This window comes from Microbacterium sp. dk485 (assembly GCF_004570445.1).
Taxonomy (GTDB): Bacteria; Actinomycetota; Actinomycetes; order Actinomycetales; family Microbacteriaceae; genus Microbacterium; species Microbacterium wangchenii.
In genome coordinates this window covers 281873-306592 of sequence record NZ_SPQW01000002.1, presented here as the reverse complement: position 1 = coordinate 306592, position 24720 = coordinate 281873, and the positions used below count along the sequence as shown (strand labels likewise).

The window sequence follows — 24720 nt, the reverse complement described above, 5'->3', positions numbered from 1 at the left end:
CGGCGAGCGTCAGGCCGGCACGACGCGGAACCGCCGCAGCTTCAGCGCTGGATTGACACGGCGCACGCGCCCGATCGCGTCGCGGTCGAGATGCGCGACGGCGACATCCGTGCCCGTCCCCACGCCGGCGATCACGACGCCCTGCGGGTCGACCACGAGGGAGTTGCCCACCCCGAGCGGCGGCGGGTGATCGGCGGCGGCCACGAAGAAGGTGTTCTCGATCGCCCGCGCCTGCAGGAGCGTGCGCCAGTGATGCTCCTTCAGCGGCCCGCGCACCCAATCGGCGGCCGTGAGCACCACGTCGGCGCCGGCGTCGGCGAGTACGCGGGAGACCTCGGGGAATCGCAGGTCGTAGCAGGTCATGAGGGCGAACCTCATCCCGTCCACCACGAACGTCTCCGGGTCGGTGATCTCCCCCGGCTGCACCCAGTCCGATTCCCGTTGCCCGAACGCGTCGTACAGGTGCAGTTTGCGGTAGGTGGCCAGCACGCCGGTGCCGTCGACGGCCACGACGGTGTTGCGCACACGTGCGCCGTCATCCGCCCGCTCCAGGAGCCCGGCCGCGATGGTGAGGCCGTGGGTCCGGGCCAGCCCGACGAGGGCCGAGACGAACGGTCCGTCCACGCTCTCGGCGTTGTCGGCGAGGGAGGCGTCGAAGGGATCGATGAAGTAGCTGGAGTACTCGGGGAAGAGCACCACACGCGCCCCGCGCGCGGCCGCACGCCCCGCGAGGGTGCCGATGGCCTCCAGGTTCGACGCGACGGATGCGGCGGGGGCGAACTGTGCGACGGCGAGGCCGATCGAATCTGCACTCATGCGTCTCCTCCCGTGTGCCGGACGCGGATGGTCACGGGCATCACCACCCACAGTACGAGGATGAGCCCCGCCAGCGAACCCGCAGCCACCGCGGCGAGGGGCCACCCCACCACCACGTCGAAGACGAACGCCACGACGCCGGCCAGCAGGAGCGACACCGTCAGCAGCGCCGACAGCAGCGCCACGTGGCCGTACCGCACGACGGAACCCTTCGCGCGCTGGCGGAAGAGCACGCGATGCAGCGCGACGGGGGCGAGGGCGACGATGGCGCTGACCGCCGAGATGACCACGAGCGCCAGGTAGAACGCGCGCTGCCCGTCGTCCAGGTCGGCGAAGGCGGGCTGGAAGGCGAGGGCCAGCAGGAACCCCGTCAGGATCTGCGTGCCCGTCTGCAGGACGCGCAGCTCCTGCAGCACCTCGTTCCAATTGCGGTCGGCGCGCTCGGCGGCCGTCTCGTCACGACCGTCGGAGGTGTCGTCACACGGCTGCGCCGGGTCGGTGTGCATTCGGGCATCATGGCGAGGCGCCCGGATGATGGCAACCCCCTGGCTGGCGTGAAGTGGTCGTCGGGGCGTGCTAAGCTGAATCTCGTGCCGCGGGGTGGAGCAGTTCGGTAGCTCGCTGGGCTCATAACCCAGAGGTCGCAGGTTCAAATCCTGTCCCCGCAACGAAAAAGAGAAAAGGCGCCCCGCACGGGGCGCCTTTTCTCGTTCCAGGATGATCCCACCGCCGACGCGGCTCAGCGCGGGTCGACCGCCTCGGCCAGTTCGCCCAGGAACCGGGCGATCACGCCGAGCTCCTCGTCGGTGTACTCCTCCGCGACGGCGGTCATCGAGGCCAGGTGCGCTCCGAAATGCGTGAAGAACTCGCGCCTCGTGCGGTCGGTCAGCACCACCACGCGCGCACGCCGGTCGTGCGGATGCGGACGACGCTCGAGGTGCCCCGTCGCCGACAGCCGATCGAGCAGCTTCGTGGTGGACGCCGTCGAGATGCGCAGATGGCGCGCGACGTCGTGCGGACTCACCGTCTCCCCGCGCTGCTCCCGGACGATCAGCATCCGGAGGGCGGCCAGGTCGGTGTTGTTCATGTCCATGTCGCCCTTCATGCCGCTGTGCATGCGGTCCATGGCGTCGCTGAACGCACGAACGGCGAACAGCGTCTCGGTGATCGACTCCCGTCTTGTGCCGGGGGCCGAAGCGGCGTATGACATGTGGACACCTCCTCCCTCACCTATGTATAGTCGACCACAATCGCTAGCTAAACTAGCAAATAGGAGGCGCTAATGATCGAGACCGAGTACGTCGTCCTTCTCGATGATGACGGCCGCGAGATCGGAACGGCGCCCAAGAGCAGCGTGCACGGTACGGATACCGCCCTTCATCTGGCATTCTCCTGTCATGTGGTCAACGACGCGGGGCAGGTTCTCGTGACCCGCCGGGCCCTGGGCAAGACCGCATGGCCGGGAGTGTGGAGCAACTCGTTCTGCGGACACCCCCGTCCTGCTGAGCCCGTGATCTCCGCGGTCCGGCGGCGGGCGTCGCATGAACTGGGGCTGACGCTGGACGACATCGAACTCGCCCTCCCGCTCTTCCGCTACCGGGCGACCGACGCGAACGGCATCGTCGAGCACGAGATCTGCCCGGTGTACACCGCGCGTACGACGGACGACCCCGAACTCAACCCGCTCGAGGTCGTCGATGCCGAATGGGTCGACCCCGCCGATCTGGCCACCGCTCTGAGTGCCACGCCGTGGGCCTTCAGCCCGTGGCTGGTGCTGCAGGCCGAGCAGCTGCGCCTGTTCGGTGCGCCACGTGAACGGCGCCGCGCCTCATGATCACCCTCGCCTCGGCCCCGGCCACGCGTGAGGCGATCGACACGGCCATCGATGCGGCGCTGCAGCGTCTGCGGACCCGTATGACGCCGATGAACGGCTCGGCAGACGCGCTGGGCGCTGCCATCCAGCGCGCCGCCGGCGGGGGCAAGCGCTTCCGCCCGACGCTCGTGGTGGCCGCGTACGAGACCCTGGGTGCTCGTCGCGATCCGTCGGCGGTGTACTCCGTGGCGGCGGCGTTCGAGCTGCTGCACTCCGCGTTCGTCGTCCACGACGACGTCATCGACCACGACACGCACCGTCGCGGCGTGCTGAACATCGGCGGCGAGTTCCGCGAGCGCGCGCGCGTGCGAGGGGCGGATGCGTCGGGGGCCGCGCTGCTCGGTGACGCCGCCGGCATCCTGGCCGGCGATCTCCTCCTGTACGAGGCCGTCCGCCTCGTCGCCCTCGCCGACGTCGCCCCCGACGTTCGAGCCGATCTCCTGGCCCTGCTGGAGGACGCCGTGGTCATCTCGGCCGTCGGGGAGCTCGCCGACGTGGAGAACGCCGTCGTCTCGGACTCCGTCGTCGCCGCCGAGGCCATCCTGCTGGCCACCGCCAACAAGACGGCGGTCTATTCGTTCTCGGCCCCACTGGAGGCCGGTGCCGTCCTGGCCGGCGCGCGGCCGGAAGTCCGCCTCGCCCTCCGCTCCTTCGGTCACCGCCTGGGTCTGGCCTACCAGCTCGTGGACGACCTCATCGGCGCCTTCGGGCCGGCCGAGCTCGCCGGCAAGGCCGCCGGCGGCGACCTCCGCGAGGCCAAGCGCACACCGCTGATCGCGCTGGCCCGCGAGAGCGAGCAGTGGCCGCAGGTCAGCGATGCGCTGGCCCAGGCCCACACCGGCCCCGTGGCCGTCCGCGCCGCGCAGCGAGCCCTCGCGGCATCCGGTGCGCGACAGCGCATGGAGCTCCTCGTCGGCGAGACCCTCGACGAGGCGTGCGGACTCGTGGACGGCTCCGTCCTGCCCGAGGCGGGCCGCGTGATGCTGCTCGACCTCGTCGAGGCCGTCCGGGAGCGCGTCCCGTGAGCCACGCCCCCACCGGTCTCGCCCTCTACGACCGCACCGCGCAGGATGCCGCCGCCGCCGTCATCGCCGGCTACTCGACGTCGTTCGCCCTGGCGTGCCGCCTGCTCGGCTCCCGCCCGCGGCCGCACGTGCGCAACGTGTACGCGCTCGTGCGGGTGGCCGACGAGGTGGTCGACGGCCCCGCCGCCGACGCGGGTCTCAGCCCGGCGAGCGAGCGCGAGGTGCTCGACGGCCTCGAACGGGAGACCCTGGCGGCCATCGAGCGCGGCTTCAGCGCGAATCTCGTCGTCCATGCCTTCGCCCGCACCGCCCGCGAGTGCGGGATCGGAGCGGACCTGGTCGCGCCCTTCTTCGCGTCGATGCGCACCGACATCGACACCACGGCGCACGACGCGGGGTCGCACGACGCCTACGTGTACGGCTCCGCGGAGGTCGTCGGCCTGATGTGCCTGCAGGTGTTCCTCAACGCCGGCTCCGCCCGCCCCTCCCCCGCACCCGGCGAGCTCGTGGACGGCGCCCGGCGCCTGGGAGCGGCGTTCCAGGACGTCAACTTCCTGCGCGACCTCGACGACGATGCCGGCAGGCTCGGGCGCGACTACCTCGCGGGTGCGGCCGCCGGCGCGCGACGCGTCGCCGTGCTCGACCGCATCGACGCCGACCTCGCCGCGGCGGCCGCCGTGATCCCTCGCCTGCCGAGCGATTGCCGCCGGGCGGTGAGCACCGCTCACGACCTCTTCGCCGAGCTGTCGCGGCGCCTCCGCCGGTCTCCGGAGGGCGCCGGGCGGGTCCGCGTCCCCGACGCCGTGAAGGCCGCCCTCGCACTGCGGGCCGCCGCGACGGCACGGCCCAGGGAGGTCCGCCGATGACCCGCACCGTGATCGTGGGCGGCGGCATCGCGGGCCTGGCCACCGCGGCGCTGCTCGCCGCTGAAGGCCATGACGTCACCGTCTGCGAGGAGCTGAACGAGGTCGGCGGCCGGGCCGGGTCGTGGGAGCGCGACGGCTTCCGCTTCGACACCGGCCCCAGCTGGTACCTCATGCCCGAGGTGTTCGACCACTTCTTCGCGCTGCTGGGCACGAGCGCGGCCGAGCAGCTGGACCTCGTGCCGCTGAAGCCCGCCTACCGCGTGTTCGGCCCGCAGGGCACCGACCCGCTGGATGTGGTCTCGGGCCGCGCGGAGGCCACGGCCCTGTTCGAGTCGATCGAGCCGGGGGCCGGTGCACGGCTGGACACCTACCTCGAGTCCGCCGCCGACGCGTACGAGCTCTCCGTGACGCGCTTCCTCTACGACCCGTACACGACGACCGCAGGCCTGCGGGATCCCGCTCTGCTGCGCCGTCTCCCGCGGCTGCTGCCGCTGCTCACCCGCACGCTGGCCGACCACGTCGAGGCGCGCTTCACCGACACGCGCCTGCGGCAGATCCTCGAGTACCCCGCGGTGTTCCTGGGCGGATCGCCCTACGGCGTGCCGAGCCTGTACCACCTGATGAGCCACCTGGACATGAACGACGGCGTCCTGTACCCGCGCGGGGGCTTCACGGAGGTGATCGCCGCGATCGCACGGCTCGCCCGCGAGCGCGGAGCCGACGTGCGCACCGGCGCCCCCGTCGAGGAGATCCTCGTCTCCGACGGGGCGACCCGCGGCGTGCGGCTGCGCGGCGGCGAGATCGTCCCGGCCGACGTGGTGGTCTCCACCGCCGATCTACACCACACCGAGACGCAGCTGCTGACGCAGGCCTCGGACCGCACGTATCCGGAGAAGTGGTGGGAGCGGCGCACCCCGAGTCCGGGCGCCCTGCTCGTGCTGCTCGGGGTGCGCGGGGGCCTGCCGCAGCTCGCCCACCACTCGCTGCTGTTCGCCCCGAAGTGGCGGGAGAACTTCGAGTCGATCTTCGGCCCGGATGCGCGCATCCCCTCGCCGGCGTCGCTGTACGTGTGCCGACCCAGCGCGACCGATGACACCGTGGCGCCGGAGGGGTACGAGAACGTGTTCGTGCTCGTCCCGATGCCCGCCGACCCGAGCCTCGGACGCGGCGGCGTGGACGGTGCCGGCGACGCCGCGATCGAAGCCGCCGCCGACGAGGTCATCGGCCAGATCGCGCAGTGGTGCGACATCCCCGATCTCGCCGAGCGCATCGTCGTACGCCGCACGATCGCGCCCGGCGACTTCGCCGCCGACCTGCACTCGTGGCGCGGCAACGCCCTGGGACTCGCGCACACGCTGCGCCAGAGCGCCGTGTTCCGCCCGCGCAACGCGTCCCGGCGCGTGCGCGACCTCTACTACGCGGGCACGTCCGCGCTGCCGGGCATCGGCCTGCCGATGTGCCTCATCTCCGCCGAGCTCGTCCTGAAGCGGCTCCGCGGCGACGCCTCACCGGGGCCGGTCGCCGAGCCCGCGCGCGCGGCGGTGTGACGTGCCGGGAGCGTATCTCCTCGCCATCGTGCTGTCCGCCGCCGGCATCCTCGTCCTCGACGTGCGGCTGCGCCTGATCGGACCCCGCGCACCCGCGGCTACTCTGGCTGCCGTGGGCATCGGCACGCTCTTCTTCCTCGTGTGGGATGCCGCCGGCATCCTCACCGGAGTGTTCGTCAAGGGTGGCAGCGATCTGCTGCTGGGAGTCGACCTCGCGCCGCATCTGCCGCTGGAGGAGCCGGTCTTCCTCGCGTTCCTCTGCTATCTCGCCCTGGTCGCGTGGGCCGGTGGCGAGCGGATACTGAGCCGCCGGGAGGTGCCGCGGTGACCTATCCCCTCCTGGTCCTCCCGTTCGTTCTCGTCACCGCCGTGGTCACGGCGCTGTCGGCGCGGCGTCCGCGCTTCGCGGCGCGCATGGCGGCCTCGGGCGTGGCCGCGGTGGTGCTCCTGGCGCTGACGGCGGTGTTCGACAACGTCATGATCGCGCTGGATCTGTTCACCTATCCGCCCGAGCACCTGTCGGGGCTGCGCATCGGCCTCGCTCCGGTGGAGGACTTCGCCTATCCGCTGTGCGCCGCGTTCGGCGTGCCGGCGGTGTTCGCGCTGCTGCGCCGGACGGAACCGGCGACATGAGCGCGGGGTCCCTGTCGGCCGCCCGCGTGAGCCGGGAGCTGCTGATCTCCTCCCGCCCGGTGAGCTGGATCAACACCGCCTACCCCTTCGCGGCTGCATACCTGTTGACCACCCAGCGCATCGACGCGGCGCTGATCGTGGGGACGATCTTCTTCCTCGTGCCCTACAACCTCGCGATGTACGGCATCAACGACGTGTTCGACTACGAGTCCGACCTGCGCAATCCCCGCAAGGGGGGCACGCACGGCGCGGTGCTGGATCGCCGGATGCATCGGATCACGCTGTGGGCGGCGGCGGTGTCGTGCCTGCCCTTCCTCGGAGTCCTCGTCGCGCTGGGAGACCCGCTGTCCTGTCTCGTCCTGGCGGCGAGTCTGTTCTTCGTCGTGTTCTACTCCGCGCCACCGCTGCGGCTGAAGGAACGGCCCTTCGCGGACTCCGTCACCAGCAGCATCCACTTCTTCTCCCCCGCCGTATACGGCCTCGTGCTGGCGGGGGCGACCTGGACGTGGCAGCTGGCGGCCATCATCGTGGCGTTCGCCCTGTGGGGCGTGGCCTCCCACGCGTTCGGGGCCGTGCAGGACGTGGCCGCCGACCGCGCCGCGGGCATCTCGTCGATCGCCACGGCACGCGGCGCCCGGTGGACGGTGTGGTTCGCGCTGGCGTGCTACGCGCTGGCGGGTCTGACGATGCTGCCGACGACATGGCCCGGGCCGCTGGCGGCACTCCTCGTGCTGCCCTACCTCATCGTCGTGTGGCCCTACCGCACGGTGACGGACGACACCGCCGAGCGGGCGACCACCGGATGGCGCCGCTTCCTGTGGGTGAATCAGCTGGCCGGATTCGGAGCCACCCTGCTGCTCATCTGGTGGTCGATGATCCGTCCCACCGCCTGAGCCACGCCGGCCGTGGCCTGATCGGGCTGCTGCAGGTTCTGACGGATCAGAACCCGCAGCAGCCGGACCTCACTCCTCGCCCTGCGACTCCTCGAGCGCGAGCAGACGCTCGACGGCGGCGGTCAGGCGGGCGTCGGCCTCGCCGAAGGCGGCGAAGTCGCCGGCCTGCAGTGCGGCCTGGCGTTCGGTGAGCGCCGTGCGGGCCTCTTCGAGAGCGGCCTGGTACTCGTCGACCGGGACCGTGGGGGTCTCCGGCTCCTCGCCGGTCTCCTCACCGGGTTCGGTCGGGGCCTGGTCGGGCTCGGTCGGGATGACCTCGCCGTCGCCGGTGTCGGCACCGGAGTCGCCGCCGAAGAGGACGTCGAGCGCTTCGCTGAGCGTCTCCTCGAACGCGATCTGGTCGCCGAAGGCCACCAGCACGCGCCGCAGCTGCGGCAGCTGCGTGCCACCGGAGGACTGCACGAACACCGGCTGGACATACAGCAGCCCGCCGCCGACCGGGAGGGTCAGCAGGTTCCCGTTGAGCACCTCGGACTGACCCTGCTGCAGGATGTTGATCTGCGAGGACACCGCCGTGTCGGAGTCGAAGGTGTTCTGCACCTGTCCGGGTCCGGGGACGGTCGTGGCGGAGTCGATGACGAGCATCCGCAGCTTCCCGTATCCCTCGCCCTTGACGCCCTCCTCGGAGCCGGCGCTGGAATCCACGGCGAGGTAGCCCGTGAGCACGTTGCGGCTCGCCCCCTGGGAGGACGGGATGAACGTCGTGAACATGGAGTACGACGGCTCCTCCTGACCGGGCATCTGCATCGTCAGGTAGTACGGCGGCTGGAGGCGGTCGCCATCCTGCGGGTCATCCGGCGTCGCCCACGCGTTGTCGCGCTGGTAGAACGACCGCGCGTCGTCGACGTGGTACACCCCGAGCATGGCCCGCTGCACCTTGAACAGGTCGGTCGGGTAGCGCACGTGGGCCATGAGGTCGGCCGACATCTCGCTGTACGGCTTCAGCGTCGTCGGGTACACGTTCTGCCACGACTGCAGCACCGGATCCTCGTCGTCCCACGCGTACAGGGTCACACTGCCGTCGTACGCGTCGACGGTGGCCTTGACGGAGTTGCGGATGTAGTTGATCTCATCCAGCGCGTAGCGCGGCGCCACGTTGTTCGAATCGGCGATGGCCTGCGACAGGCTCACCCCCGAGGAGTACGGGTAGTTCGCGCTCGTGGTGTAGCCGTCGATGACCCACTTGATCCGGCCGTCCACGACCGTCGGGTACGGGTCGCTGTCCAGCGTGAGGTACGGCGCCACCTTCGCCACGCGCTCGCGCGGGTCGCGGTCGTACAGGATCTGGGAGTCCTCGTTGACGTAGTCGGAGAAGAGGATCTGCTCGGACTGGAACTTCAGCGCGTAGATGAGGCGGTTGAAGACGCTGCCGATGCTCGGACCGCCCTCGCCCTCGAACGTCGTGCGGGTGTCGCTGTCGCCGTCGCTGCCGATCGGGTAGTCCAGCTCGATGGGGTCGGTGCCCTCGGGTGCCCCGACGATCGAGTACTCGGGCGAGTACTCGCCGAAGTACACGCGCGGCTGGAAGTCGCCGCGCTCGGTCAGGAAGCCGCTGGCGGGGATCGCCTGCTCGAGGAACACAGGGTCGCCGTCGGTCGTGCGCTCGTTGCCGGCCGCGGCCACCAGGCCGTAGCCGTGGGTGTACACGAGCGTGGTGTTCTGCCACGAGGCGGCGTCGGAGAGCTGCTCCATGTTGAGCTCGCGCACCGCGACGATGGTGTCCTGCGACTGACCGTCGATCTCGTAGCGGTCGACGTCCAGGACGTCGGGGAACTGGTAGTAGGCGCGGTACTGCTCGAGCTGGCGCACCGTGGGGCCGATGATCGCGGGGTCCATGATGCGGATCTGCGTCGTCGTGGCGGCATCCTCGCGGAGCTGCCCGGCCTCGGCGGTCGTCTCAGCGGTGAAGTTCTGCTTCTCCAGCTCGTTGATGCCGTAGGCCTGCTTGGTCATGTCGATGTTGCGCTGATAGAACTCGCTCTCCAGCGCCAGCTGGTTCGGCCGCACCTGGAAGGTGTTGACCACCCACGGGTAGCCGGCCCCCAGCACGATGGCCGAGACGACCAGCAGGGCCGTCGCGATGAGCGGGTAGCGCCAGCGGCCGATGATGGCGGTGACGAAGAAGAGCACCGCCACGAGCACCGCGATGATCGCGAGGATCGTCTGCCCGGGGATGGTGGCGTTCACGCCGGTGTAGCCGGGGCCGGTGATGCGGTCGCCGGCCTCGACGAGCGTGCGATACCGGTCGAGGTACAGGCTCGCGCCCTGCAGGAGCACGTAGAGGCCCGCGAGGACGGCGAGCTGGATGCGGGCGGACTTGGAGATCCGCAGCTCCCGCTGCCCCACGCGCACCGACCCGTACAGGTACGACACGAGTGCGGTGACCAGGAGGCAGACGAGCACCACGGCGGAGGCGAATCCCAGCGCCGCGCCGTAGAAGGGCAGGGCGAACAGGTAGAACCCGGTGTCCATGCCGAACTGCGGGTCCACGACGTCGGTGGCCACGCCGTTGAACCACAGCCACGTGGTCTCCCACTGCGCAGATGCGGCGAATCCGGCGAAGAAGCCGAAGAAGATGGGGATGCCCCACATCGCCAGGCGCCGCAGCGGCTCGACGACCTCCTGGTAGCGGTCCAGCTGCGAGCTCAGACGCGCGTACACCGGGCGCAGACGGTACGCGAGCTGGATGGCGCCCCACACCGGCACGGCCATGGCGAGGAAGCCGACGACGAACATCACCACGCGGGCGATCCACTGCGTGGTCAGCACCCCGCTGAACCCGAGCTGCGCGAACCACAGCCAGTCGGCGTACAGGCTCGCGAAGACGAAGAAACCCACCACGAGTGCCGCGATGATCGCGAGGCTGATCGCGATGATGCGGCGGGATCGGTTGGGAGTGGCCGGCTTCGGTGTCGAGGTCGTGGTCACCCCTCCATCCTAGGCGGCTGGCCCTGCGGGTTCGCCGTGCGTCACGGCGGCCCCCGACCACGTGCGCGAAGGGGGTCGCGGGTCTCAGCGGCTGCAGCTGGGCAGCGCGCTGAGATCGGCGTCGGTGCGGATGGCTTCCAGCACGTCGAGGGCATCATCCAGATCGGCGACGGCGAACACCTCCACGCCCGACGGGATGTGACCGACCACCTCGTCGCAGTTGCCCTCCGGCGCGAGGAAGTACTCCGCGCCCGCGTCGCGCGCGCCGTACAGCTTCTGCCGGATGCCACCGATCCGTCCGACCTCGCCGGCGGCGTCGATGGTCCCGGTGCCGGCGATGCGCTCGCCACCGGTGAGGTCGCCCGGAGTCAGCACGTCCATGATCCCCAGCGCGAACATCATCCCGGCGCTGGGTCCTCCGACATCGTCGAGCTGGATGGTGACGTCGACGGGAAGGTCGAACTCCGCCATCAGCTGCACGCCGATGAGCCACGTCGTCTCACCCTCGGACTCGACCTCGCGGGGGGTGACCGTGACCTCCCTGCGCTGCCCGTCCCGCTCGACCACGAGCGTGACGGCGTCTCCCTCGCCGGCCACGACGGCGTCGCGCACCTGCTGGGCATCGGCGGCGGGGGCCTCGTCGACGGTGAGGATGACATCCCCCGCCTCCAGGAGACCCTCGGCGGCGGAGTCGTCGGTGAGCGAGTGGACCGCGATGCGAGAGGTCACCTCGTACCCCAGCTCGGACAGTGCTGCGGCGGCGGCCTCCTGCTGCGAGTCCACCATGAGGGCGGCGTTCTGCTCGTTGCGCTGCTCGGTGGTCTGCCCCGGCGGGAAGACCGCCTCCAGGGGGAGCACCGCACGGGACGGGTCGAACCACGCCACGGCGAGCTCGAACCACGACGGGCGGCGCTCGGGATTCCCGACCACCTGGACCGTCAGCAGGTCCAGCGCCCCCTCGGGCGGGTAGGTCTCGGCGTCCTCGACGGAGATCAGCGGCACCTCTTCGCCGTCGGCGGTCTTCACCGTGCCGAGGGTGTTGTACACGGGGCCGGGCTGCTGGATGACGTAGGCGGTGGGCAGGAACGTGATCACCAGGAGTACGACGAGGGCGATGACCAGTGCCCACAGCCCGGCGACGGTTCCTCGGCTGAACCGGGGTCGCGTGCGCGGCACGATCGTGGTGTCCTGGTCGAACAGCGCCACGGGGAACCTTTCTTCGCCTGGTCGTTCGCGACCGGCGTAAGGAAGCGCGGGGGCAGCCGGGGAGTGCGAGTGATGCGTGCGACTAGCGTAGATCGCCAGGAGTAGACCCGGCTGAAAGGCGGCTGAAGTGGCGGACGACGACCGCAGTCCCGAGGAGGAGTTCCAGGAGCTCCTGCGCAAGCTTCTGGCCGGAGAGGGCGGCGGGATCGACCCGGAGCAGCTGTCGCGCCTGTCGGGCATGCCCATCGACCCCGCGACGATGCAGACGATGATGCGCCACCTGCAGGGCGCCTTCGCCTCCGGCGACGAGGGCATCTCGTGGGACCTGGCCAAGCGGCAGGCCCTGCACATCGCCAATCAGAGCAGCCTGGCCATCACGTCGGGCCAGCGCACCGACCTCGATGCCGCATTCGCCCTCGCCGCCCTGTGGCTGAGCGAGGCCACGACGATCTCGGAGCTGCCCGCCCCGCCGCGGGTTCTCACGCGCGGCGCATGGGTGGAGGCGACCCTGCCGGTGTGGCAGGAGCTCGCCGAGCCGGTGGCCACCAGCATCGCCGACGCGCTGACCAGCGCGCTGAGCTCGCAGGCGCCCGACGACATGCAGGAGCTCATCGCCGGCGCCGGACGCCTCATGCGCACGGTGGGCGGATCGCTCTTCGCGACCCAGCTCGGCCACGTCGTGGGCCGCCTCTCCACCGAGGTGGTCAGCGGCGGCGATGTCGGCATCCCCGTCATGCCCGACGGCGACGCGGCGATCCTGCCGCAGAACTTCGCCGATTTCGGACGGGATCTGGAGATCCCCGACGATCAGCTGGCCCTGTACCTCGCGACGCGCGAGCTCGCCCATGCCCGCCTGTTCCGCCACGCGCGGTGGCTGCGACTGCACGTCATCTCGCAGGTGCGTGATTTCGCCGCCGGCATCCACGTCGACACCGACGCCTTGGAGGACCTGGCCGGCCGGTTCGACCCCTCCGAGCCGGAGGAGCTGCGTCGCGCGCTGGAGAGCGGCGCGCTGCTGCCGGCGCGCTCGGAGGAGCAGACGGCCGCCCTGACCCGGCTGGAGAACCTCCTGGCGACCATCGAGGGCTGGGTGGATGTCGTCACGGCCGAGGCCACGACACGACTTCCCTCCGCCGACCGGATCGCGGAGGCCGTGCGCCGCCGCCGCGCCGTGGGCGGGCCGGCCGAGCAGGCGCTCGGATCGCTCGTGGGCCTGGAGCTGCGCCCCCGGCGCATGCGGGAGGCGGCGGCGATGTGGCAGGCCGTGACCGACGCCGTGGGCTCAGCCGCGCGGGACGCCCTGTGGGACTACCCCGACCTCATGCCCAGCGCCGACGACATCGACGACCCGGCCGCACTGGTCGCCCGCGTGTCGGCGCAGGCGCGGGGCGAAGCGCCGCAGCACGACGAACTCGACGACGCCCTCGCCCAGCTGCTGGCCGAGGAGGCGCAGGGGGGCACGTCGGAGGACACCGCCGCTCCCGACGCCGGCGACGCCGGCTCCGGTGACACCGACCCCGGCGAGCCGGATGCGGAGGGGCCCCGCCCCGTCTGATCTCTCCTCCCCAGGCGTGCACCCGCCCGCCGGCCGCGGGCGGGTGTGGACAGCCCGACGAGAGCGCGGGGTGCGACGAGCACAATCGGGGGATGCTGCGCTTGAACCCCGCTCATCCCCCCTTGTGGCGCGATGCCACCACCCTGCAGTTCGGTGTCGACGACGTCGCACGGCTGGAGGAGCCGCAGCCGTGGGAGGAGGTCCTGCTGGCGGACCTGGCCCGCGGCGTCCCCGAATCCGCCCTCCCGGGGCTGCTGAAGACGCGTCGGATCGGCCGCGCCGAGGCGGAGGCGTTCTTCGCGGAGCTCCAGCCGGTGCTCGAGCGCACCGCGCCTGAGGCGCGCATCGTGCTGCAGACCACGGACGACCTCGACCCGGGGCTGCGGGCGACGGTGGCCGACGCCCTCACCCGCAGAGGTGCGCACGTACGGGAAGCCCACTGGTCGCCGTTCGCCGCCACCGTCGTCCCTGCGGGGTGGACGGCCGTCCTGCTGGCGGCACACCTGGTCGAACCGCGGCGGGCGGCCGCCCTCGTCTCCGCCGACGCCCGCCATGCTCCGCTGGTGTTCGACGGCGCCGGCGCCACCGTGGGCCCTGTCGTCGAGCCCGGCGTGACGGCGTGTCTGGCGTGCGACGCGGCGCACGCCCGCGACGCCGACCCGGCATGGCCGGTCGTGGCCAGTCAGCTGGTGGGGCGCCCGTGCATCGTCGATGCCGATCTCGCGGTGGAGGCGGCGCGCGCGGCGGCGCAGCTGATCACCGCCCCGACGACCACTCCCGCGCGGTCCGTGCGTCTGCGCGCGGACGCACCGAACCGCGTGTGGCGGGTGCATCCCCCGCACGAAGACTGCGCGTGCCGATTTCCTGCAGGAACCGCGACGGATTCCGCGCCGACCGCCCGCGTCCGCGCGACCAGCTCACCGACAGGGTTCGCCCGGCCCGCGTGATGCCGACGTAGGCCAGGCGCCGCTCTTCGTCGATGTCCTCGAAGCTCGTGGCGTAGGAGATCGGCAGCAGCCCCTCGCTCAGGCCGACCAGATGCACGTGGTCCCACTCCAGGCCCTTCGCCGCGTGCAGCGTGGCGAGGGTGACGGTGCGCGTGGTCGGCTCGTGCTGGTCCTTCGCGCGCGCGACCAGGCCGTCCGTGAAGGCGCGCAGGCTGGTTCCCGGCTCGGCGTTCTCCGCGAGCCGCAGGAGCGCGGCGCGCGCTTCCCACGACTCCCGGAGCGCGCCGCCGGCCGGCGGCGGCTCGTCCGTGAGCCCCAGCGAGCGCAGGATGTCACGCACCGTGGTGACGAAGTCGGTCTCGATGGGTGCGACCGAGGCGGCCCGCAGGGCGAGGACCGCCTGGCGGACCTCGGGCTGATCGAAGAAGCGCCGGCCGCCGAGCACCGTCGTGGCGACGCCGGCAGCAGCCAGCGCGGCCAGGAGCGGCGCGGACTGCGCATGCGAGCGGTACAGCACCGCGATCGCGGAGGGCTCCACGCCGCCGGCGATGGCGTCGGCGATCGAACGTGCCACCGCCGCGGCCTCCGCCTCGTCGTCGTCGAACGCGCGGACCACCGGCGTCGGCGCAGCTCCGCCGGGGCGGGCGGGGACGAGTTCCAGGGCGCCCGGGCGGCCCCGCATGAGGGCGTTGGCCACCTCCAGCACCGGCGCGGCAGATCGGTAGTTCGTCTCCAGCCGGAACAGCTGGGCGTCTTCGTGGGTGCGCGGGAAATCCAGCAGGTAGCGGGCGTCGGCGCCGGCGAACGAGTAGATCGTCTGACTCGCGTCCCCCACGACGCACAGGTCGCGCCGATCCCCCAGCCACAGCTGCAGGAGGCGGTACTGCAGCGGCGAGACGTCCTGGAACTCGTCGACGGTGAAGTGGCGGTACTGCTCGCGCACCTCCTGCGTGACGCGCGGTTCGGCTTCCAGCATCCCCGCGCACGTGAGCAGGACGTCTTCGAAGTCCATCTGGCGGCGCTCGTCCTTGAGCTTCTCGTACGCGCGCTGCAGATCGGCCACCTGCTGCACGTCGAGACGGCCGATCGGGGTGGGGCGTGCCGCCACGAAGGCGTCGACGCTGCGCATCGTGATCTTGCGCCATTCGATGGCGCTGGCCACATCCCGAAGGGTCGGGGTGTCCGGCGCCAGCCCGATGCCGTCTGCCGCGTGGGCGAGGAGCTTGACCTTGTTGCTGACGAGGTTCGGCGCCCCGTCGCCGGTGAGAGAGGGCCAGAAGTAGTTCAGCTGCGCCAGGGCCGCGGCGTGGAACGTCCGGGCCGCGACGCCGTCGATCCCCAGCGCCCGCAGCCGCCCGCGCATCTCGCCCGCGGCCTTCGCGGTGAACGTCACCGCCATCACGCGACCGGGCGAGTACGCCCCGGTGTCCACGCCGTGCGCGACGCGGTGCGTGATGACGCGCGTCTTGCCGGTACCGGCGCCGGCGAGCACGCACACCGGGCCGCGGAGGGCGGATGCGGCGGCCCGCTGGTGTTCGTCGAGGTTGTCCAGTGCGCTCACGGTGTGCCGTCGTGCCATTCACGGATCAGGCGGGAGGCGATGGAGGCCGGGCCCGGCAGCTGGAGGGCGCCGCGCCCGGCCAGCGCGTCACCGATCTCGGACCGCGTGAACCACCGCACCGCGACGATCTCCTCACCGTCGGCCCGGGCGATCTCGGGCGCGGTGGCCACCGCCGTGAACCCGAGCATCAGCGAGCGCGGGTAGGGCCAGCCCTGAGAGCCGCGGTACCGGAGCGCGCCGACGGTGACGCCGGCCTCCTCGCGCACCTCGCGCACGACGGCGTCCTCGAGCGACTCCCCTGCCTCGGCGAAGCCGGCGAAGCACGAGTAACGGTCGGCGCCCCACAGCGCGTTGGAGCCGAGCAGCAGCAGATCGGGGTCGTCCGCGCGCGTGACGGCGACGATGACGGCCGGGTCGGTGCGGGGGAAGTGCTCGCGCCCGCAGTGCGGGCAGCGCCGCGCCCACCCGGCGTGCTGGAGCTCGGTGCGCGTGCCGCACGCCGGGCAGAACGGGGCATCCACGAGCCACCGTCCGAGCGCGATGGCGGGCATGAGCACCGCCGTGTCGTCGGCGGGGAGGTCGCCGCCGATCGACCGCAGCGCCCCCCATCCGCCGGGAGCATCGACGGGGTCATCGCGGTCGGGTGGGAAGGCGGCCGCCAGGACCGCGGCGCCGTCGGGCCGGCGGCCCAGGAACGCCCACACGGCGTCTTGCGGCACGTCCGCGACCGCGACCGCGGTCAGGCCGCCGTCGGGGGCGAGCGGGGCGGCGTCGCCGCGCACGACGAGCACTCTCGTGCGCGGATCGCGCTGCGCGAGGGCGATCAGGTCGTCGGTCATGCGTTCGGTGGGCGATCTGTCGACCGGGCCGAAACGCGGAGAAGACGTGACGGGAACCGTCATCGAGTACCTCTCTCACAGGCGTGGCGCGGGGTCGGGGCGGCGGGCCCGGCCTACCCTGGGCGCATGGCACGCTCACCACTCACTCTAGCCGCGTCGGCGACGGCGGCCCTGCCGCGCATCGCCGTGGTGGGAGCCGGTCCCCTCACGGAGCACGCGGCGGGTCGTTTCGACGCCGCCTTCGTGCGCTTGGAGGACGGGCGCGACGCGGTCGTCCGCATGCCTGCCGGCGAGGATTCCGCGGCCGACCTGGCGGCAGAGTCCCGCGCGCTCGTCGCCCTCACCCCCGGCGTGCGCGCTCTGCTGCCCTTCCGCGCGCCGGAGGTCCTCGGCGAATGCGGTTCGGGTGCCGCCCGCGTCCTGGTGGTGGACTTCCTTCCCGGCTACCGGGTCGACCCCGCGCACTTGCCGAAGGGGCGCGGCATCGCCACGGCCGTGGGCGCCGCCCTCGCCGCCGTGCACGCGCTGCCGCCCTCGATCGTGCGGACCGATGGCCTGCCGGTGCGCACTCCCGAGCAGGTGCGCGACGACGTGGTGCGACTCCTCGACCGCGTGGAGGGGACGCGACGGGCACCCGACGTGCTCGCCGAGCGCTGGCGCCGGGCGGTCGAATCCGACGAGCTGTGGCGTTTCGAGTCGGCAGTCGTCCTCGGCGGCGCGACGTCGTCCACCTTCCTGCTCGCCGACGACGGCGATGACGTCCGCGTCGTGAGCGCACTGGAGTGGGCCGGCCTGAGCGTGGGAGATCCCGCCACCGACCTGCGGTGGCTCGCCTCGGCACCGGAAGCGGCAGACGCCGTGCTGTCCGGCTACACCGCCGACGCCGCCCGTGCGCCCGACGCGCTGCTGCGCGAACGCGCCCGCCTGTACGCCGAGCTGGAGTTCGCCCGGTGGCTCGTGCACGGCGTCGACACCGGCGACGACACGGTCATCGACGACGCCGTCGCCCTCCTGGATGCACTCGCCGACGGCGTGCGCGGGGATCGGATCGTGCCGAATGCGCCGGTCGATCTGGAGAGCGCGATGGCGTTCGTGGAGCGCATGCCGGAGCCGGGCACCGTCGCGGCGGACACCTCGATGCAGACGGACACGTACGACCCCGAGATGCTCTCGCTGTTCATCGCCACCGAACGCGACCGCACCGACAGCCCGCCCGACTCCGCCGACTCCCCCGACTTCGGTCTCGACGGTCTGCGCCACCCGGAGGAGACCGCGACGGCTCCGATCGACATCACCGGGTGGGCGCACCGCTCAGACGACGGCTCGCCGGTCCCCGCCGACACCGGATCCCCCGCGGGGCCCGACGCATCCGACCAGGACGGCCCGCTCGAGGAGGAAACGGCCCGCGCATCGCGCGCGGCGCTGCGGTGGTGGGGACGCGACGGCTCGACGCGTCTCAGTTCCGGAGGATGAGGCCGTCGGCGACGTAGAACAGCGCCACGTCGATCCGCTCCCGAGGCACCCCGTGCCGCTGCGCGTACGCCTCGCGGTACAGCTCCAGCTGCAGCATCCGCTCGCGTCGCTCCGCGTCGGTGACGGGCGGACGCCCCGTCTTCCAGTCCACGATCTCGATCCGCTCGCCGCGGCGGTACACCGCGTCGAGCTTGCAGATCACGATGTGCGGACGGCCGTCCAGGTCGGTCGCGACGTAGTCGATCTCGGTCTCGACCTCCAGAGGTCGCAGCGGCGCCCACTCCGACCGCTCGAAGTTCTCCTGCAGGACGGCCAGGTCGGCCGCGTCGGCGGGGAGCGCGTCGGAGACGTCGTCATCCCACAGCCCGTCGTCCCACAGAGCGTCGTCGAGGCCGCCGCCCGCACCCACGAGGCCTGAGCGGCGCTCGACCCACGCGTGGAACAGCGTGCCCAGGCGCGTCTGGCGATAGGGCCGCTCGGGCATGGGCCGATCCAGCGCCTCCACAGCGCCGGCGTAGTCGGCGACGTAGTCCTTGTAGCGGGATGCCGGGATGCGCACCGGCGCGGTGCGCTGCAGCGGTCGCATCCGCTCCGCGCGCTCGGCCAGCAGCAGCCCGGCCTCCTCATCCGGCTCGGGGAGGGGATCCCTGCGGGCACGTTCCACCTCCGCCGCGGCCGCGGCCACCGCGGGCCGGCGCACCCCGAGCGGGTCCATCGGCCAGTGCAGCAGCCGCCGCTCGTCGCCGTACGGGTTGTCGCCGGGGTCATCCTCGGGCAGCTCGATCCCCAGGGCCTCCACCACCTCGGTGAGGAAGGGGCTGCGCGTGCGCGGCCGCTTGGTGCCCGCCCAGCTGGAGCCGGAGAGCAGCAGGGAATCGCGGGCGCGCGTGATGGCGACGTATGCCAGGCGCCGGTCCTCGTTGAGCTGCCGTCTGCGGTTGGCCGCCACGTAGTCGTCGATCGCCGCTTTGAGCTCCTGCTGGGTCGCGGCCGAGCGCCACGCCAGTTCGGGCAGCCACGGCGCGTCTCCGCGGAAGGCGGTGGGCAGCACGCCGAAGCCGAGCCATCCGGCGGTGTCGCGCGGCAGCGAGGGGAGTTCGTCGGTGACCAACCGCACCACCGCGACGGCGTCCCACTCCAGCCCCTTCGAGCCGTGGATCGTGAGCAGCTGGACCACGTCGTCCTCGGGGGGCTCGGTGCGCGGGGCGAACTCGTCCAGCTTCTCGGCATGGTCCAACCACGCCAGCAGGTTGGGCACCGAACCGGACTCGTCGGCGGCGAGGAAACCGGAGATCTCGTCCACGAACGCCCGCAGCTGCGCGGAGGCGATGCGGGCCGGCCCCCGCGTCTCGTTGGCGGCGAGTTCGACGTCCAGGCGCAGCTCGAGCTCGATGAGGCGCACGAGTTCGGGGATCGGGGCGCCGATCGCGCGCCGGAGGCCCGCGAACACCGCGCCGGCCTCCCGCAGGCGGGCCCGCGCGGCAGGGGTGAACTCCGCCAGCCACCCGTGGTCGTCCCGCTGGCGCGCGACGAAGTCGAGTGCGTCGACGAGCGAGGCCCGGTCGGCACCGGGGATCGAGCGCAGCCGTTCGGTCACGACGGCATCCAGCGGCTGCAGCGCGGCATCGGAGGTGGCCAGGCGGCGGGCCAGCAGCGCGAGGCGGCGCAGGTCGGCCAGGCCGATCGCCCACCGCGGACCCGACAGCAGCCGAAGGAGCGACGACCCCGCGTCGGGGTCGCTCAGCACCCGCAGCGCGGCCACCACGTCGACGACCTCGGGCGTGGTGAGCAGCCCGCCCAGCCCCAGGATGCGGTGTGGGATGCCGCGACGCCCGAGTGCGTCGCCGAAGCGCACCATGTGCTTCTTGCTGCGGAACAGCACGGCTCCCGTCGTGGGCGAGCCCTCCGCCGCGCGCGCGGCGCGGACGCCGACGAACCACTCCGCGACGCGGTCGGCTTCCGCGTCGAGGTCCCGCTCGAATACCGCCGTGATCTGCCCGGCGGGGGCTCCCGGGCGGGAGCGGAGCTCTTCGACGTCGACCGCGGCGCCGTGCGCGAGCGGCTGGAGCACCGCGTTGGCCGCTGTCAGCACGCGCGAGCTGTTGCGCCAGCTGGTCAGCAGCGAGAAGCGCAGGCAGTCGCCGCCGAAGGCCGCGGGGAAGCCGGCCAGGTTGCCCGCGCTCGCCCCGCGCCACGCGTAGATGGCCTGGTGCGGGTCGCCCACCGCCATGACGCCGGTGCCGGCGAACAGCGCGGAGAGGAGGTCGGTCTGCACGACCGAGGTGTCCTGGTACTCGTCCAGCAGCACGACGCGGAAGCGGGCGCGCACCTCGTCGACGACGGCGGGATGACCGCGCACGATCTGCAGGGCCCCCGCGACCTGGTCGGCGAAGTCCATGACCCCGAGCCGCTCCTTCTCGCGCGCGTACTCCCGCGCCAGTTCGGCGAGCATCCCCAGCGCGTCGACACGGCCGACGGCGGTCTCGACGGGCTTGAGCACCCCCGTGCCCTTGCGGGCGGAGGGAAGCTGCAGCACGGAGGCGAACCGGGCGGGGAAGGCGGCGAGCGCGTCGAGGTCGACGAGGTTGTCCACGCCGTCGCGGGCGATCCGAAGGGCCGCGTCGATGATCGTGCGCGGCGCCTCCGGACGCTGCTCGAGGCGGGGATCGTCGGAGGCGAACACGACGCGGCGCATCAGCAGCCACGCGGCGGATTCGGACAGGATCGCCGCTTCGGCGTCGCGGCCGATGCGCAGGCCGTGCTCGCGCACCAGTGCGTCGGCGAAGCTGTTGTAGGTCGCCACCGTGGGACGGTGCAGCAGCTCGTCGCCGTCCCCCTCGGCAGGCCGGGCCCCCGCGCGCTGGGCGAGGCCGTCGAGGATCGCGGCGCGCTCCGCGTCGGCGCGCGCGCCCTCGCCGAGGTCCGCCAGCGGCGCCAGCTCTCCCGCGCGGTGCAGTTCGGGCAGGAGCGCGAGCAGGCCCCGACGCTCGTACTCGCTCAAGCGGTGCAGGCGCCGGGCGATGCGCTCGGCGAGCTCGCCGGCGGCCTTGCGCGTGAAGGTCAGTCCGAGCACCTCGTCGCGGCGGACCAGTCCGTTGGCCACGAGCCACACGACGCGTCCGGCCATCGTCTCGGTCTTCCCGCTGCCGGCGCCGGCGACCACGAGGGCCGGCTCCAGCGGCGCCTCGATGACGGCGGCCTGCTCGGGCGTGGGCGCGAACTGCCCCAGGGCGGCCGCGATCGTCGCGGCCGGGATCACGCCGCTCACGACGCGCTCACCGCCGCGATCGTGTGGATGCGGCACACCCCGTACGCGTACTCGTCGCGGCAGTGCTCCTCGTACGCGGCCGCGAAGCTCGTGCCGCGCATGACGTCGACGGCATCGGCCACGCGCGCGACGAACGCGGTCCGCTGATCGTCGTCGAAGGGGGGCTGGCGGGGCGTGACGTAGTCCGCCGTCGCGGCAGTGGGCCGCAGCACCAGCAGCTTGGCCCCGCCCGACGGCATGCCGGCGACGGCGTCGATCGCCCCGGCCGCATGGGCGAGCTGGTACGCCGCGAGCTGGGGGTTCTCGGCCACCTTCGCGTCGGTCTGCGGCTCGCTCTTGCCGGTCTTCAGATCGACGATCACCACCGAACCGTCGGGGGCGAGCTCCACGCGGTCGATGTCGCCGCTGAGCACGGCGCCGTGCGCGCCGGCGTCTTCCAGCGGGATGGGCACTTCGAAGTGCCGCTCGGCGCCGAGGAGGCGGCCGCCGTCGGCGGCGAACCGCGCGAGGTACAGCGCGAGGCGGCGGACGAGGTCGCGCGCCCGCGTGCGCTCGGCACGCTCGCGCCACGCCGCTTCGAACTCCAGTTCGCCCCAGCGCGCCTCCACCGCCGCCCACAGCGCCTCCTCGTCCGGCGACTCGGCGGTCTCCAGCGCCGCGTGCAGGACCGTCCCGATGCCGGCGGTCATACCCTGGCGGTCTCCGCCCAGGTCGGAGATGACCCAGTCGAGCTGACACTCCTCCAGCGCGTGCAGCCGCGAGGGCGACACCCGCACGGGCTCGCGGTCGAGGTCGCGCAGCGGCGCGGTGGAGGTGGGCGGCAGCATCCCGTACCACGACTCCGGGGCGGCTCCGGCGACCTCCGCACCGGCGAGCACGGCGAGCTGTCCCGCCGCCGCCCGTCGCTGTGCGGCGGTGGACCGTGCTGAGGTCAGCGTGCGCCGGTGCTGGGCGACGAGGCCTCGCAGCGACAGCGGATGCTCCGCCAGCGAGCCGGCCGGCTCAGGGGCCGGCAGCATCTCGAAGAACACGCTGGGACCCTGGTCGTCGTCGTCCACGGCCGTGACCACGAGGCGCCTGTTCGCGCGGGAGACGGCGCGGGCGAACAGGCGCAGCTCGTCGTGCATCGCCTGTCGCCGGCGGTCGAGGATGCCCGCCGTGGGCGCATCGGGGCGCAGCACCGCATCCGCGAGCCGCCAGGTCTGCAGGAGCCCGCCGCGCACGCGCGTGTTGGGCCAGATCCCGTCCTGCACCCCGGCCACGATCACGGTGTCGAACGATCGCGCCGCGGCGGCTGCGGGAGTGAGGACGTGCACGGCGTCGGCCCGCTCGACGTCGTCGAGGCGGTCTTCGGCGACGTCGCTGTCGCGCACGGCCCGAACGAACGTGGCGGCCGGTTCGCCCGGCTGACGCTCGCCGAAGCGCTTCGCGGCCTGGAAGAGTGCGACGACCGCATCCAGGTCGCGGTTGGCCTGATCGGCGACGGGCCCGTTTCCCCGGGCGGCTTCGCGCCACGCCCGCTGCAGTCCGCTGCGCTCCCACACGGTCCACAGCAGCTCGTGGGCGGTGGCGTGCTCGTCCGCCTGCGCGCGCACGGCCGCAAGCGTCAGCCCCAGGCGGGCGGCCCGTCGCGCCTCGCGCGTGTCGAGCGCTTCAAGTTCGAGTGGATGCCGCAGGCCCGAGACCAGCAGGTCGCCCGCCGTGCGCTCTCCGCCGTCGGCGATCTCGGCCGAGCGCAGCAGCATCCGCAGCCGCCGCACTTCGATGGGGTCCAGTCCGCCGCACACGCCCAGCAGCGCGTCGGTGAGGGCCGGCGCGGTCCACTCCTGCGGGTCCTGCACGGCCAGTTCGACCACTGCGAGCAGGTCCCGCACGGGGCGCTGCGCGCCGAGGGGGCGGCCGGGGCCGCTCGCCCGCGCCGGCACCTCGCGCGCGGCGAGCTCGGTCTCCAGCGCGGAGACCTGCCGGGAGTCGTGGGCGATGACCGCGCACTCCCGCCACGGCACGCCGTCCAGGACGTGCCGCTCGCGCAGGAGCCGGGCGATGGCGTCGAGCTCCTCGCCGGGTGAGCGCAGCAGGTAGGTGCGCACCGAGCCGTCCGGGGCCGCCCCCTCGGGCGCCCGGCGGTGCGCGACCACGCCGGCCGCGCCGATGCGCGCGGTGACCGAGCGGACCAGGTCGACCTGCGCACGGGTGCCGCGGTGCACCGTGCCGAGCACCTCGACCCTGCCGAGCACGTGCGCCAGGCGCGCGAAATTCTCCGGTGTGGCACCGCGGAAGGCCCCCGAACCCACGTCGGGGTCTCCCCACGCGACGACGCCGATCCCGCGGGCGCGGCACGCCTCGAGAAGTTCGACGCCTCCGGCGGTGAGCTCCTGGGCATCGTCCACGAGGATGCAGCGCAACCCCGCGAACCGGCCGAGGACGGCGGCCGGGGCGGTGCGCACGATGCCGATGGCCTCGCGCACGAGACCCGCCGCATCGCGGTACGCGCCGCGCATGTCGGAGCGGACGCGGTGGTACTCGCGGGCGAAGGAGGCCAGTGCGGCCCACGCCGGAACGTCGCAGCGCGCCGCGAGCGCGTCGAGGTCGTCCGGCTGGATCCCGAGCGTCGTGCACTCGGCCAGGAAAGCCCGCACGTCGCTGCGGAAGCCCCGCGTCCCGCGGATGCCCGCCCCCAGGTCGTCGGGCCAGCGGCGCAGTCCGGCGGCTTCGTCCTCGGCATCGCCGGCGAGGAGGTCCTGGATGATCTGGTCCTCGTCGCGGCCGGTGAGCAGCTGCGGCGGTTCGCCACCGGCGTGCACCTCGGCCCCGCGGACGAGGTGGTAGGCGAAGGAGGCCACCGAGCGCGCCATCGGACCGGCCGTCGCGCGGCCCACGGCAAGACCCAGCGGATCGCGCAGGGCGGTCGCGCTCGGACGCGTCGGGGTGAGCACGAGCAGGTCGTCCGGGTCGAGTCCGGCGGCCACGAGGGCACGCACCCGCGCCACCAGCGACGCGGTCTTGCCGGATCCCGGCGCGCCGGCCACGACGGCGGATGCGTCCGCCGGCAGTGCCGTCACCGTGCGCTGCGACTCGTCCAGGGCGGCATCCGCAACGAACGTCTCGCCCCGAACCATGCCGCTACGCTACCTCCGGTTTCCGACATCGTTCGCCCAGAGCGTTGCGCCGCCGGTCGGGGAGGCCGGAGGGCTGTCGTAGAGTCTTTCGTGGTGCCGGACCGTCCCCGG

The 24720-nt window shown here is 72.7% G+C and carries 18 protein-coding genes and 1 tRNA gene; 10 read left to right on the top strand and 9 right to left on the bottom strand.

The genetic code is table 11. The features are described 5' to 3' along the window. Positions 1-9: 9 nt before the first annotated feature. Together E4V99_RS12115 and E4V99_RS12110 are read right to left on the bottom strand one after the other, a co-directional pair. On the bottom strand, positions 10-816 hold the full coding sequence (locus tag E4V99_RS12115) for a carbon-nitrogen hydrolase family protein (protein WP_135117407.1): 807 nt from the start codon (positions 814-816) through the stop codon (positions 10-12). After that, positions 813-1322: a DUF6328 family protein gene (locus E4V99_RS12110; RefSeq protein WP_135117406.1), complete on the bottom strand. Its 510-nt coding sequence runs from the start codon at positions 1320-1322 to the stop codon at positions 813-815. The genes E4V99_RS12115 and E4V99_RS12110 overlap by 4 nt, the downstream gene beginning before the upstream one ends. A gap of 88 nt (positions 1323-1410) precedes the next feature. Between E4V99_RS12110 and E4V99_RS12105 the strand changes: the two genes are divergently transcribed. Next, positions 1411-1484: transfer RNA gene (locus E4V99_RS12105), tRNA-Met, on the top strand. A gap of 71 nt (positions 1485-1555) precedes the next feature. Here the strand turns inward: E4V99_RS12105 and E4V99_RS12100 are convergent. Then, positions 1556-2026, bottom strand: coding sequence for a MarR family winged helix-turn-helix transcriptional regulator (locus tag E4V99_RS12100; RefSeq protein ID WP_135067516.1), 471 nt, complete (start codon positions 2024-2026; stop codon positions 1556-1558). Between the two features lie 72 nt (positions 2027-2098). Here E4V99_RS12100 and idi point away from each other — a divergent pair, with 72 nt between their 5' ends. From idi to E4V99_RS12065, 7 genes are read left to right on the top strand one after another with little or no spacing between them, the layout of a single operon-like run. Further along, entirely contained in the window at positions 2099-2650 is a 552-nt protein-coding gene (idi, locus tag E4V99_RS12095; RefSeq protein ID WP_135067518.1) for an isopentenyl-diphosphate Delta-isomerase, read from the top strand. Beyond that, positions 2647-3714 (top strand): polyprenyl synthetase family protein, encoded by a 1068-nt coding sequence (locus E4V99_RS12090; protein ID WP_135117405.1) that lies wholly within the window; start codon positions 2647-2649, stop codon positions 3712-3714. The genes idi and E4V99_RS12090 overlap by 4 nt, the downstream gene beginning before the upstream one ends. Then, positions 3711-4580 carry a squalene/phytoene synthase family protein gene (locus E4V99_RS12085; RefSeq protein ID WP_135117404.1) on the top strand — a complete coding sequence of 290 codons (870 nt, stop codon included), beginning with the start codon at positions 3711-3713 and terminating at the stop codon, positions 4578-4580. The genes E4V99_RS12090 and E4V99_RS12085 overlap by 4 nt, the downstream gene beginning before the upstream one ends. Beyond that, positions 4577-6127: a phytoene desaturase family protein gene (crtI, locus tag E4V99_RS12080; RefSeq protein WP_135117403.1), complete on the top strand. Its 1551-nt coding sequence runs from the start codon at positions 4577-4579 to the stop codon at positions 6125-6127. Before E4V99_RS12085 ends, crtI begins: the two co-directional genes overlap by 4 nt. A 1-nt stretch (position 6128) precedes the next feature. Continuing rightward, positions 6129-6455: a lycopene cyclase domain-containing protein gene (locus tag E4V99_RS12075; protein ID WP_135117402.1), complete on the top strand. Its 327-nt coding sequence runs from the start codon at positions 6129-6131 to the stop codon at positions 6453-6455. After that, positions 6452-6760: a lycopene cyclase domain-containing protein gene (locus E4V99_RS12070; protein WP_135067527.1), complete on the top strand. Its 309-nt coding sequence runs from the start codon at positions 6452-6454 to the stop codon at positions 6758-6760. The genes E4V99_RS12075 and E4V99_RS12070 overlap by 4 nt, the downstream gene beginning before the upstream one ends. After that, on the top strand, positions 6757-7653 hold the full coding sequence (locus E4V99_RS12065; RefSeq protein WP_209305627.1) for a prenyltransferase: 897 nt from the start codon (positions 6757-6759) through the stop codon (positions 7651-7653). Before E4V99_RS12070 ends, E4V99_RS12065 begins: the two co-directional genes overlap by 4 nt. A 69-nt stretch (positions 7654-7722) precedes the next feature. Here E4V99_RS12065 and E4V99_RS12060 read toward each other — a convergent pair whose 3' ends face one another. Then, positions 7723-10641: a UPF0182 family protein gene (locus E4V99_RS12060; protein ID WP_135067529.1), complete on the bottom strand. Its 2919-nt coding sequence runs from the start codon at positions 10639-10641 to the stop codon at positions 7723-7725. 84 nt (positions 10642-10725) lie between these two features. Next, the gene (locus tag E4V99_RS12055; RefSeq protein WP_167747778.1) at positions 10726-11847 is read right to left on the bottom strand and encodes a S16 family serine protease; all 1122 of its coding nucleotides are present in this window, start codon (positions 11845-11847) and stop codon (positions 10726-10728) included. 127 nt (positions 11848-11974) lie between these two features. Between E4V99_RS12055 and E4V99_RS12050 the strand changes: the two genes are divergently transcribed. Further along, positions 11975-13402, top strand: coding sequence for a zinc-dependent metalloprotease (locus E4V99_RS12050; RefSeq protein ID WP_135067531.1), 1428 nt, complete (start codon positions 11975-11977; stop codon positions 13400-13402). Positions 13403-14158: 756 nt separating this feature from the next. On the opposite strand, the gene E4V99_RS12045 is transcribed toward E4V99_RS12050, so the two are convergent. After that, positions 14159-15928, bottom strand: a complete 1770-nt coding sequence (locus tag E4V99_RS12045) for an ATP-dependent helicase (protein ID WP_135067533.1) — start codon at positions 15926-15928, stop codon at positions 14159-14161. Further along, positions 15907-16812, bottom strand: a complete 906-nt coding sequence (nudC, locus tag E4V99_RS12040) for an NAD(+) diphosphatase (RefSeq protein WP_135067535.1) — start codon at positions 16810-16812, stop codon at positions 15907-15909. The genes E4V99_RS12045 and nudC overlap by 22 nt, the downstream gene beginning before the upstream one ends. A gap of 63 nt (positions 16813-16875) precedes the next feature. On the opposite strand from nudC, the gene E4V99_RS12035 reads away from it, so the two are divergent. Next, the gene (locus tag E4V99_RS12035; protein WP_135117401.1) at positions 16876-18222 is read left to right on the top strand and encodes a phosphotransferase; all 1347 of its coding nucleotides are present in this window, start codon (positions 16876-16878) and stop codon (positions 18220-18222) included. Here the strand turns inward: E4V99_RS12035 and E4V99_RS12030 are convergent. Together E4V99_RS12030 and E4V99_RS12025 are read right to left on the bottom strand one after the other, a co-directional pair. Beyond that, positions 18206-21490 (bottom strand): ATP-dependent DNA helicase, encoded by a 3285-nt coding sequence (locus tag E4V99_RS12030; RefSeq protein WP_135117400.1) that lies wholly within the window; start codon positions 21488-21490, stop codon positions 18206-18208. The two genes, E4V99_RS12035 and E4V99_RS12030, sit on opposite strands and share 17 nt — an antisense overlap. Next, positions 21487-24609 (bottom strand): ATP-dependent DNA helicase, encoded by a 3123-nt coding sequence (locus E4V99_RS12025; protein ID WP_135117399.1) that lies wholly within the window; start codon positions 24607-24609, stop codon positions 21487-21489. Before E4V99_RS12025 ends, E4V99_RS12030 begins: the two co-directional genes overlap by 4 nt. Between the last annotated feature and the right edge of the window lie 111 nt (positions 24610-24720).